The organism is Chryseobacterium sp. CS2K3, assembly GCF_059515185.1.
On the sequence record NZ_JCAKRW010000003.1, the window covers coordinates 249,772 to 262,794 of the forward strand.

Here is a 13,023-nt window from a genome sequence, read left to right on the forward strand (position 1 = left end):
TTTTCGGAAACGCTTTATGTATTTTACATCAGGAGCGGATAAGATCTTGTATCTCATTATGATACCGTTTATTCTTCTTCTTTATTGTAAGGGTTATATAAAGTAAGATTCCAATGATCAATATACCGGCTGCCATTACCACTGCGATAAGAATATTATAATGATCTGCAATTTCCTTAGTTTTCTTTCGCATTTCTTTATTATGAACATCAATAGCATGATTGATAGAGCTTAACTCATTCTGTTCTCTTTTGAAGCTTACTTCAAAGAACTTACCATTATACACCTGATAAAGATGTTGGTTTCCCATCGCAAGATAATTCTCTGCCATTTCTTTATAGATGCCTTCATTAAGGGTGAGATCACCAATTTTTTGGGAAAGTTTTTGTGCTTCCATCAGCAGCCCGATTGCAGCCTGATTTTCTTTCTTATTCTTATACATTTCCGCCATCCCCTTCAATGCAAATGCTTCTAAACTATTGGCATTGATCAGCCGGGCGAATTCCAACGATTTCACGAAGGCTTCTTCTGCTTTATTCAATTGATTTAAAAGAAGATAGCAATAGCCAATATTGTAATACACAATACTTTGGTTAAAATGAGTTTCCTTTTCTTTTACTCGTTCAAAATTTCGGGCAGCGATGAGGAATTCCTGAAGGGCAATTTCCGGATTAAACTGGCTTTTATGAATCATTCCCCGCAAAGCAAAGCTTCTTGCTGTTTCAAAATACTTGTCCGGATCATTGTCTGAAAGCTGTACAAGATACTCTCCTGCCTCATCTAATGTTTCAAGGCTTTTGCTGTAAAAATCCATTTGCTGATACTGCATGGCAATGGCAATCAATACACTGGTTTTGATATTCAGGCTATTGGTTTTCTGAACGAGCTCTCTTGCTACAAGGAGGTTTTTCAGAGATTCATCAAAATCTCGTTTAGCGATGCTTGCCGTAGAAAGAATTAAATAGATTTTAACCAATTTATTGACATCTTTCTCTTTCTGAAGCAGTTTTTTGGCAATCTTTACAGCATTATCAGGATTGTTGTAGATCTCCTGATTGGCTTTTTTAATCAGAGAATCATCAGAAATCTTTTGCCCAAAAAGACTGGCTTGGCAGCTTAAAAGTATTATAAAGACAATTTGGATAAACGGTTTCATGATTTTTTATTCTTTATGATTTCCTGAATATAATGATTGGGAGACATTCCTGTAATGGATTTAAAAACATTGGTAAACGCACCATGTGAGGAGAATCCTGTATATTCTGCCAGATAGCTTACTTTATAATTGAGATAAGTTGGATCCGTTCTCAAAAGGCAGGCAATATGATTGATCCTTAATTCATTGATATATCCGTTAAAATTTTTCCCTTTATTATTATTGATTACTTCTGATAAGTATTTTGTATTGATTCCAGTTTCAGCAGAAAGAACGGAAATCGACATATTTTTGTTTAAATAATTATCCGTAAGTTCCCACTCTTTCAGTTTTTCAAGGATCTCAGTTTCTTTTTCTTTAGATATCTTTGCCGGATCTTTTTCTGAAGTTTTATTTAGTTTTAGCTGTGATTCTTCATGAATAATTGATACAGAAGCTTCCCTTTTTCTTTGTCCTTCAAAAAATACCAGCTGCTTTTTCAAATCCTTTCCTCTTCTCTGTTCGTAATAAAAACAGACCATTGTTCCTAAAATAAGGAATAAGGTAATGCTGATGATGATTTTTACATGAATTGATTTGTTTTGTCTCTGATACTCAATATTCTTTTTATGATAGATTTCCAGTAGCTTAACAATGTACTGTATACCTTCTTTTCTGTTTGAATCCAATTTGTTCTTTAAATCAGAATACAGGTTATTGTAGTGGGAATATTTTTCACCATCATTCAGGGCAAGATAATTTTCGGTAAATAATTCATAAAAAATAAGCTTTAAATCATTGTAAGGCAAATCTTCAATCTTGGCAAATCCTTTTTCCAAATAATGTATTGCTGTATGATACTCTTCTTTTGAAAAATAATATCTTGATAAGGCTTCATAAGCAAAAGCCGCAAGAAAGACATAATCTCCCTGATCTTCAATCTCATGAATCACTTCATCCAGCAGTTTTTTAGAGTCATCCAGCCTATTGGATCTCATGAGGTACAATGCCCGAAAAATAATATTTTCCTGCCTTGTGATCTTATTTTCCTCATTATGATGGTCCAAATACTGATCACTTATATCAAGGTTCTTCAATGCTTCTCTATACTTTTTGGAAACACCGTCATTAATTGCCTGAAGCTGGTACAGCTTTGACAGCGCCATTCTTTCCTTTACATTTTTACTGTTCAGAAGATCCTGATCTGCTAAAATTCCGGCAATGATATTTCTCGACTGGTCATACAGTCCTAAATTCTGATATTGGTCTGCAAGATTAAAGTTACCGAATACTCTTAAAAAACGGGATTGTTTTATTTCCTGGTTGTCATCTTCTTTCTGATTGGAAGTATTAACTGCCTGTACATAATTTCCCTGCATCGCATATGCCCAGGATATGGTTTTCCGAAGAATGGCTTTATGTTCAATATTTTTTTCACTGATCAGAAGACTTTGGGAATATCGTATACAGTCTTCGGGATTCTGATATAGTTTCTGAAAAGCCTTATTCGTCAAAATATTAAAATCCGGACCGGATTGCCCGTTCATAAGGAGTGGACACAACCCTATTAAAAATAATATCAACCTATTATTTTTTCCTGTTATTTTCCAAAAATCCTTTGTTTTTCTATTACTTTCTCCCAATATCTTACCTATCTCCATCATTGTAAATGAAATTTCACAATTGGCTAATTTTCAATTAATTACATTTTTAATTCTTGTAAATTCAATGAAATATGCAAGCTTATTTCTTTACAAAGCGCAAATATAACGTTAATATTGTCCCAAGCATTAAACGGATTAAAATATTAGACTTATTTGCAGTTTCATTGAAAAGAATCATACAGATAATAGACTATAATTAAATAATCATGAATCTGGCTTTTATATTTTAATCTGTAACTGATATTCAAACCTCACCTCCCGGTAATCATAAAATATCCCTAGGATTTTCACTGAAAAATAAATATTGACAATGATAAATTCTTTTAACATATAAACAATAAAAATGAGAAAGCAATACCTATTGTGGATGGCATTACTTATTCCATCCTGGCAATTGAGTGCCCAAACCTATTGTACTCCTACAGCCGGATCTTCAAGTCAGAACAATTATCTGAAGAACGCTGTTTTTTCTGATCAGGGAGCAATATATTATGATGCCGCATCTTATCAGGCTTATGTAGATAATTCAGGTCAGATGGTAACTTCTTATCCTGGAGGTGTTGTAAATGTTCATCTCGAGCATAGTACGAGTGGTACTAAGTCTTATGTGTGGATAGACTGGAATTCAGACGGAGATTTTGATGATTTCTATGAAAACCCGATTGAGCCATCTTCTTATAGTACTGTTGATGAGCAGTTCTTCGTTCCGCCTAATCAGGCACCCGGGGTATATAGAATAAGGGTACAATCCGGAACTTCATTTGGCAGCACTGTAAACCCGTGCGGTCCGAATAATTATGGAGGTTTTGTAGATTTCAGCCTGAAAGTGGATCCGGCGCCTACATGCCTTGCTCCGGCAGCGCTTACAGCTTCTAATATTTCCAATTCAACAGCTACCATCTCCTGGGATGCTCCTGCAACTACACCAGGAAGCGGATATGAGTATTATTATACGAATACAACTACTCCACCAACAGCTTCTACCTCACCTTCAGGAGCAAGTACTACAACCTCAGTAAATATTGACGGGCTGTCTTCATTTACGACGTATTATACCTACGCAAGATCAGTTTGCAGTAGTTCTGATAAAAGTGCATGGTCTTTAAGGGGAACTTTTAAGACTAAGTGTGATCCGATGGATTCTTTGTTTGAAAATTTTGAAAATGTTACAGGAACTAATGCCAACTGCTGGGATAAAATCGGAAATGGTTATATGACGATTGGTACCAGCTCAGGAGTTAATAATTCAAAAGGAGTGACGCAAAGTGCTCTTAATGCTTCCAATGTTTCAATCGCAGTGTTACCAAAATTCAGTAATGTGAATGCAGGAAGCCACTGGTTAAGATTTAAAGCAAAAGTAAGCAGCACAGCAGGCGTATTAGACATCGGATATGTAACAAATGATACGGATGAGTCCAGCTTTACTAATATTCAGTCAATTAATATCAGCAATAAGGTATATGACGGATATGAATATAGTGTGGTAATTCCTAATACGGTTCCTGCCAATGCCAGGCTTGCTATAAGACATGGTGGCGTACCTGCAGTGAACATCTATTGGGATGAAGTATATTGGGAACCTAAACCTAGTTGTCTTCCGGTGAGTAATGTAACGGCATCCAATATCACCAGTACCTCTGTTGATCTAGCTTGGACGGCATCACCTTCGTCTCCTGCTGGGTATGACATCTATTACAGCATGGACAGCACTCCTCCTACAGCTTCCGCAACTCCAACTGTGAGCAATGTTCAGGGGACTTCTTATGCTATTTCTAACCTGAATATTGCTAAAACATATTATATCTGGGTAAGACCAAGATGCAGCGGAACCAATCAGGGACCTTGGAGTAATATTACCTCTGTACTTACGGCATGTGCGCCTGTCTCAACTTTATCAGAAAACTTTGATTCTTACAATACAGGCTATCTTACCAATGCTACATGCTGGGGGAAAATTACTGTTGGAATCATTGCTTCTTGTAATATAGACGGCAATACTCCTGCTGCTTCCGGAAACAGGCACATCAGCTTACGATCTATTTCTGACGGTGATATTTCAATTGCCGTGCTGCCAGAATTTAATAATGTAAATGCGGGAACTCACCAATTGAGATTTAAGGCTTACAGTTCTTTAAATACAGGAAAACTGAAAGTAGGCTATGTAACAGATCCTGCCAATGCAGCTTCATTTGTTCTGGTTCAGCAGATTGATGTAACGAATACTTCATATAATGCAAACTATTATACGGTAACAATTCCCAATACAGTTCCTGCCAATGCCAGGCTTGCTATTCGCAGTGATCACGCAACCAGCGCCAAAGCTGCTTATTTTATAGATGATGTAAACTGGGAAAATGGTTCTCTGGGAACGAATGATGTTTCTTTAAAGCCGGAGGTAACGGTGTATCCAAACCCATTCACGGATATGATCAACATTTCAGCTGATAAGGAAGTATCTTCGATGTCTGTTTATGATCTTTCGGGTAAACTGAAAAGAGAGATTGCTAACCCTTCGGCATCAGTTTCTTTACATGATCTGCCATCAGGGGTATATCTGATCAAAATAGTTCTTAAGAACGGAACAGCTAAAACAATAAAAGCTGTCAAGAAATAATATGTTGTCACTGTCATACGAAAGCGACGGAACTACTATCTGTCGCTTTTATGGCAGTTTTTCAATACTCTTTAATGAAATTCCACACTTATTTTTATGAAAAACATTTACTCATAATGGATATGAATGGTTGACAACAAGTTAACAATCAATCCTATTTTCATGAATGTCTGATCATTCAGTTTGCATTCACCAAAAAAATGACAAAACAGTAATACTGTACTATTAAATTATATATCAACCAATGACTATCAACCACATTTACGATCAGGAAAAATATGGTTCTGCATTATTGAAAAGGCTTTTGTTTGGCTTTATACTCCTTGTACTTATGGGCAGCAGACTTTCTGCGCAAAGAGATACCGAACATTGGTTTGCTCCAATGATGTCCAGACTTAATGATTCGAATAAACAGGCTTTGTTTTTATCTACAGATTCTATGATTCCTTTCCCTGTAAGTATATACAATAACAATACTTTAATCGGGGCTGTAACTATCAGCAAGGGAAATCCGCAGTCTTTTGATATTCCCATGGATAATATGATCACCGGATCGCAGGCTGAAATTTTCAGAGCAACGGGACGCGGACTGTATGTAAAGGGCGAAAAACCTTTCTTCTGTACATTTAGATTTTCCACCAAAAATCATGGAGAGATTCTGACTTCTAAGGGTAAAGCCGGAATCGGAAACAAATTTTACGTTTCACATGGACCGCTTGCCACTTTAGCTTCAAATAATAACTTTACGTGTGGAATTTTAGCTACTGAAGATAATACATCTGTCACAATTTCGAATTATAATTCTTCTGTAAAGTTTTCTAACGGCACTACCGGAGCTACAAATCCGACAATGACTTTTACGCTGAACAAAGGGCAGTCTTATATTGTAGAAGGTATAGGAAATGAAACAGCCAATCAGACAGGTTTTATTGGAGCTAAAATTGAATCTGACAAACCAGTTTCTGTCACCAACGGGAATTTTAATGCTCAGATTATTGATTCTAATAATGGCGGGGATATTTTGATGGATCAGTCGGTTCCTGTAGAACGTTTGGGAGATGAATTTGTACTGATTAAAGGGATGGCTCCTATTGCACAGAATCTGGAAGGAGCCGTGATTACTGCTACGGAAAATAATACACAGGTTTATCTTAATAATGATACCACCCCGATCATCACGCTTAATGAAGGGCAGTTTTACCGTGTAGGCTCGGCTTCATTTGTCAATCAGAATAGTTCCGGGCATTATAATATGCGTATCAGAACAACCAAAAAGGCTTATGTATATCAGCTGATGGCGGGGCTGCAAACCATGAGTGAGATTACGATTGGGGCAAATTATATTCCGCCATTGAATTGTTTTCTTCCTAAAAAAATTGATGAGATCGGGATGATTAATGTTCTTCCTTATTATACTGCTATTACTCCGACTGTAAAACTTAATATTATTACCGAAGCCGGAGCAACTGTGATGGTGAACGGAAATCCTATGATACCTTCCCAAGGACCTTTTCCTGTAACAGGAAATACAAACTGGGTTTCCTATTCTCTTTCTAATGTCACTGGTAATATTACTGTGGAATCAACAAAAGCGGTAACGGCTGGTATTGCGGCAGGAGACGGAAATGTAGGCTACGGAGGTTACTTTGCGGGGTTCTCATCTATTCCGGTGATTGCTAAAAAGAATGGCTCATGCATTCCTGATATGGTATTGGAAGTGGATGACAGCTATGTTTCCTATCAGTGGAATTTTAATGGAAATCCTATTTCTGGAGCAACTTCTAACACTTATGCTCCAACGCAATCCGGAAATTATACGGTAACTGTTTCTGTGGGAGGAACATGCCCGCCTGCAACAACTCCAATTTATAAAGTGTTCAGCTGTACAGCACATACTACAAAAGCTTTGACGGTTTGCTCTGCAAATACCCCTGTAACGATTACACCAACATTTACAAGCTCTACCCAGACTCCTTCTCCAGGCAGTGTGCAAATTATCACTCCGCCTGCCAATGGGACATTAACGATCAATCCGGCAACGGGTATTTTAACTTATACAGCCAATACAGGAGCAACTACAGATACTTTTACTTATAAATTCTGTGGTAATATCCCAGAGTTCTCTGATTGTGAAGAGGTAAAAACAAATGTAACGATACAGTCTGTCACAGCTCATAATGCAACCCTTCAGGCATGTAATAATAATGGTACAGGAATTTTTGATCTTACTTCTGTCAATATCGGGGGACCCGCGGGAAGCAGTAAGAAATATTATCCTACCCAGGCAGATCTTCTTGCCGGAACGAACGAAATAATGTCTTCTAATGCATATAATTCTCCGGCTCCTAAAGATATATATGTAAAAGTATCCTCTGCTGAAGGATGTTTTGCACAGGCAAAAATAAGTTTAGCATTCACGCCGGCACCTGTAATCCAGAATGCAACTCTCAGCTCATGCCCTATTAATACCGAACCGAATAAGGGAAGTTTTGATCTTACCCAAGCAACGGTTACTGATGAAGGCGGAATCACCAAAGAGTATTACAAAACCATGCAGGATGCTGTTTCAGGAATCAATGGTATTGTCAATCCGGGAACGTATATTTCGTCAAATACTACTGTATATATAAAAGTGGTCAATGCTTCGGGGTGTTCATCCATAGCCGCAGTTACTCTTGTTGTAACGCCATCACGTCCGTCTTCTTTACTTAAAGATCAGTTTATATGTATTGATGCGACTACAGTTCTTGATGCTGGTCCGGGCTATCAGTCTTATCAATGGAGTACCGGAGCAACTACATCCTCTATCACTGTAAAACCGGGAATCTATTCTGTGATTCTGGAGCACGACAATTGTTTCACCAAGCAGGAAGTGGCTGTAAATGTAGCCCCTAATCCGGTAATCACGAACATTGATATTGATAATAATAAGGCAACTCTTACAGTAACCGGTGGCAATCCTCCTTATTTATATTCTATTGACAATGTGCACTGGCAGGCTTCGAATACATTCACGGGGCTTCCAAACGGGCAGAATATCTTTTATGTAAAAGACAGCTACAATTGTGATCCTGTAAAAGTAGAATTAACGGTTATCAATATCATCAATGCAATTACGCCCAATGGAGATAACATCAATGATACAGTATCTTATATAGACCTTGCCTACAAAAAGGACCTTTCCTTCACGGTATATGACCGATATGGAAACAATGTTTTCACAGGAAGTCGCTTTAATAACTATACATGGGACGGCAAATCCGGAAACAAGAGTGTCTTTACAGGAACGTATTGGTATGTCATCACCTGGAAAGAACCCAAATTACAGGATGCCATCATCAAATATACGGGCTGGATTTTATTAAAAAATTAAAAATCTTCTGAACTCTACAACTCAATATTATCATCCGCAGGGAAATGAAACCTTGCGGAGATAAGCTTAACTCATTTTTTCCATACTTTATGAAAAAGATCATACTCATTTTACTGTTATCTCTTTTTTCTTCCACACTTCTGGCACAAAGAGATACGGATCACTGGTTTGCCCCAATGGTGGCAAGCTCCAGCAATGGATCTCCAAAACAGGCTTTGTATTTGTCTACAGACAGCATGGTTCCTTTTTCTGTTTCTATTTATAATAATAATGCGATCATAGGAACGGTTACCATCAGCAAAGGAAATCCTCAGACCTTTGATGTTCCTCTTAATTTAATGGTGGGACAGAATACTACTGATGCCATGAGCGTAAAAACCCGCGGGCTTTATCTTCACGGAGATCTCCCTTTCTTCGCTACTTATAGATTTTCAGAAATTAACCATGGTGAGATTTTAACCTCTAAAGGGAAAGCAGGGCTTGGGAAACTTTTCTACGCGGTGTATGCTCCATTAATGAACAACCAGAGTTCCCAAAACTTTTCTTGTTCCATACTTGCCACAGAAGACAACACTCAGGTTAAGGTTTCAGGATATGCTATGACAACGTGGTTTTACAATAACTTTAACGGACTTACCCATCCGTCTATTACTATTAATCTGAATAAAGGGCAATCTTATACCTTTGCAGGCTATGCGAATAAACCCGGAAACAAAGATGGATTTATCGGGGCAAAAATAGAAGCTACCAAACCTGTATCCGTTACCAATGGTAATTATCATGGGCAATTCGGAATGTCTCCGCCTTATAACGGGGAAGATATCATTATGGATCAGTCTGTACCCGTGGAACGTCTCGGGAATGAATTTGTACTGATTAAAGGAAAGGGTAATCTTATCCCTGAAATTGAAGGCGCCGTCATCGTTGCTACTGAAGATAATACTGAGATAAGACTTAACAACAACCCTACTCCTGTGGCTACCATTAATGCGGGCAAATACTATCGCGTAAGTGCTATGAATTATATGCTCAATGGTCCTGAACATCATAATATGTATATTAAAGCTTCAAAAAATGTCTATGTTTACCAGCTCTTATCAGGAATTGAAGATAATGATGCAACGGAAGGCTTTAATTATATACCTCCTCTTAACTGCTTCCTTCCCAATGTGATCGATGAGATCGGAAAAATAGGTGAGCTGCCTTATTATACGACCTTTAACCCGCCATTATTTGTAAAGCTTAATATCCTTACCCAAACGGGAGCTGCAGTTATGGTCAACGGAACACCTACAAATGCGACTGAAGGACCCTTTCCTGTAACAGGTACTCCAGATTGGGTATCTTATTCTATTCCGAATATCACTGGAAATGTCACTGTAACTTCTACTAAAGCTGTCACCGCCGGAATTGCAGGCGGAAGCGGAAACCTCGGATATGGTGGTTATTTTGCAGGATTTAATTCTATCCCTGTGATCAGTAAATCGGTAGGAGAATGTGTTCCCGGAATTATCCTGGAAGTGGAAGCTGGTTTTGATCATTACCAATGGAACCTGAACGGAAGTCCTATTCCGGGTGCCAACTCAAACACCTACACTCCTACAGGATCAGGAAATTACACAGTTTCCATCACCAAAGGAACTTGCGTACCTCTTACAACTTATCCGTATAAAGTACAAAACTGCCTTGTGAATACTGTAAAACCAATGAATATCTGCAGCACAAGAACGCCTACAGCCATTACGCCTGCTTTTACCAATTCAGTGCAAACTCCGGTTCCGGGAACAGTACAGATTGTTAGTCCGCCAGCCAACGGTACATTAACTTTAGATCCGGCTACAGGTATTCTGACCTATACAGCCAATGTAGGAACAACGGTGGATACTTTTACATATAAATTCTGTGGAAATGATCCTGAATTTACAGATTGTGAACAGATAAAAGTGAATATCACTGTACAGCCTTTGGTATTGACAAATGCTACTGTAAAAGCATGTGACATCAATGGTTCAGGTATTTTTGATCTAACAGCAGCCAATGTTGGAGGTCCGGCTAATGCGGTAAAAAAATATTACAGAACTTTAGCAGATCTTAGTGCCGACATCAATGAAATTATTCCAGCCAATGCTTTTCAATCCATTGCTCCGGCTGAGGTTTATGTAAAAGCGACAACAATAGAAGGCTGTACTGCCAATGCAAAGATCAGTCTTGAGTTTCACCCGAAACCTGTAATCATGGACGCTGACCTTAGCGGATGTTTTGTTCAGAATAATATAAACACCGGAACTTTTGATTTGACAACAGCTCTTGTAACAACTACAAATCCGGTAACGAAAAGATACTATCCAACGCTGGATGATGCTGTAAATGGAACTAATGAAATAGCCTCTCCTACCAATTTTGTGTCTCCCAATACAACGGTATGCGTAAAAGTGATTACCGCAAACGGATGCTTTGATTTCGCCAAAATAACACTGAAAGTAACGCGTCCAAATCCTTCACCTCTTTTAGCAGATCAATACATCTGTCCGGATGCAAGAACCACACTGGATGCAGGTCCCGGTTATACATCGTACCAATGGAGCACGGGAGCTACTACACAATCTATCACAGCCTCCATAGGTACTTATTGGGTAATATTAACGTCCAATGGCTGCCAGACTAAGCAAACTGTACATGTAATGCCTGTTCAAAGTCCTAAAATAAAAAAAGTAGACGTGAACAATAACACGGTAACCCTTACTGTAGAAGGCGGAACACTTCCTTATCAATATTCAAAAGATGGAATGATCTGGCAGGATTCCAATGTATTTACCAATCTTATCCGTGGGAAAAACACATTCTATGTAAAAGATTCCTACAACTGTAAGCCGGTTCAGATTGAAGTATTGGTTCCCAATCTTGTGAATGCTATTACTCCCAATAACGATGGGATCAATGATACATTAGATTATTCTGAGCTTTCTTATTTAAAGGATTTAAAGTTTTCAATATTCAACAGATACGGACAGCTTATGTATTCTTCGGATAAAAATAACAGCTACAAATGGGACGGAACCATTAGCGGAATGCCTGTAAGCAGTGGAACCTATTGGTATGAAATAAGCTGGACAGAGCCAGACTCTACAAAACTTACCTCTTATACCGGATGGATCATGGTAAAAAACAGAAATTAAAGATGGGTACCATCTGCTTATATACTTTTTGTTTAAAGAAACTGCCTCAATATTTTTGAGGCAGTTTTATGTTACAGTTTTCTTATTTCAGATTTCGGGATTCAAGCTCTTTATTTATTGACTGATCGTTTTTCTTCCATTGAGTGGTTAAGATCAGTATAAATATTAAAGGAAATATCGTGAAAAATCCAATTCCATGTTTCACAGAACTATATACTGCAATCCCGATTAAAAAGCCAATCAGTACAGCATTGATTATTTTGCTCGATTTTAATTTTTGCTTTTTATCCAGTAATTCCTGGTCAGACAATTCGCTTAGGTCTTTTTCTTTCATCCGTTTAATTTTTATTATGGTTATTATAGTTTGTTTTTTAGTTGGCAGCCGGATCTATCAGTTCTTTTGTAATTCCTAGAGACTTAAGAAGATTTTTGCCGTCAAATAATAAGGTTGCATAATGTTTCCCTTTTTTGAAGATTAATTTTGAACCTCCTTCAAATTCGCTGTCCATCCCTAGTTTTTGATCTTTTGCTCCGTATTTTGCAAATTTGGTTTTACTTTCCTGCAATGTTGTTTTATTCAGGGTAAGCCCATAAGGTAAACCTGCCACTACTACGGGTTTATCATCCGGAATATCAAAAAAGATTTCATCCACAGAATCATTCTTTCCCAAAGCAGTATAAAGTTCCAATCCTGATTGGGTAAGCCATCTGGCATATCTTTCTCCATTGGCATTTTCATAATAAGAAGCATCTGTATTCAGGATTGTTGTAATTTTTTCAACCGTTTGAGGCAAAACAAACTCAGATTCTTTATTCAGTAAGGTCTTTAGCTCTACCCTCTTCTGCGAAAATGCGTTTACACTTATCAATTGAAAAATGACAGCTAATATTAATGTTAATGGTTTCATCTGCATGAGATTATTAAATTTAATGATTTGATGGTTAAAGATATTAAAATTTGGCAAAGCAAATGAAAAGAGAATGTAAAATACCTCAACTCAATAGAAAACAATGTAAATCATTCAAAAACAATTTATTAAAACCAATCAATGTAGATCAAA

General features: G+C 37.7%; 7 protein-coding genes. 3 read left to right on the forward strand and 4 right to left on the reverse strand.

Translation table 11 applies throughout. The features are described 5' to 3' along the window. Nucleotides 1-28: 28 nt before the first annotated feature. Both AC5YGG_RS06475 and AC5YGG_RS06480 read right to left on the reverse strand, forming a co-directional pair. Nucleotides 29-1,156: a hypothetical protein gene (locus AC5YGG_RS06475; RefSeq protein ID WP_496143676.1), complete on the reverse strand. Its 1,128-nt coding sequence runs from the start codon at nucleotides 1,154-1,156 to the stop codon at nucleotides 29-31. Then, complete coding sequence (locus AC5YGG_RS06480; protein ID WP_496143678.1) at nucleotides 1,153-2,799, reverse strand: helix-turn-helix domain-containing protein; 1,647 nt, start codon at nucleotides 2,797-2,799, stop codon at nucleotides 1,153-1,155. Before AC5YGG_RS06480 ends, AC5YGG_RS06475 begins: the two co-directional genes overlap by 4 nt. Before the next feature lie 343 nt (nucleotides 2,800-3,142). Here AC5YGG_RS06480 and AC5YGG_RS06485 point away from each other — a divergent pair, with 343 nt between their 5' ends. From AC5YGG_RS06485 to AC5YGG_RS06495, 3 genes are all read left to right on the forward strand, one after another. Further along, entirely contained in the window at nucleotides 3,143-5,413 is a 2,271-nt protein-coding gene (locus tag AC5YGG_RS06485; RefSeq protein ID WP_496143679.1) for a fibronectin type III domain-containing protein, read from the forward strand. Between the two features lie 244 nt (nucleotides 5,414-5,657). Further along, the gene (locus AC5YGG_RS06490) at nucleotides 5,658-8,786 is read left to right on the forward strand and encodes an FIDD domain-containing protein (RefSeq protein WP_496143680.1); all 3,129 of its coding nucleotides are present in this window, start codon (nucleotides 5,658-5,660) and stop codon (nucleotides 8,784-8,786) included. Nucleotides 8,787-8,875: 89 nt separating this feature from the next. Beyond that, entirely contained in the window at nucleotides 8,876-11,962 is a 3,087-nt protein-coding gene (locus tag AC5YGG_RS06495) for an FIDD domain-containing protein (RefSeq protein ID WP_496143681.1), read from the forward strand. Nucleotides 11,963-12,044: 82 nt separating this feature from the next. Here the strand turns inward: AC5YGG_RS06495 and AC5YGG_RS06500 are convergent, their stop codons facing one another. Further along, entirely contained in the window at nucleotides 12,045-12,296 is a 252-nt protein-coding gene (locus tag AC5YGG_RS06500) for an FUSC family protein (RefSeq protein WP_496143682.1), read from the reverse strand. Nucleotides 12,297-12,333: 37 nt separating this feature from the next. Then, the gene (locus AC5YGG_RS06505; RefSeq protein ID WP_496143684.1) at nucleotides 12,334-12,870 is read right to left on the reverse strand and encodes a hypothetical protein; all 537 of its coding nucleotides are present in this window, start codon (nucleotides 12,868-12,870) and stop codon (nucleotides 12,334-12,336) included. Nucleotides 12,871-13,023 lie beyond the last annotated feature (153 nt).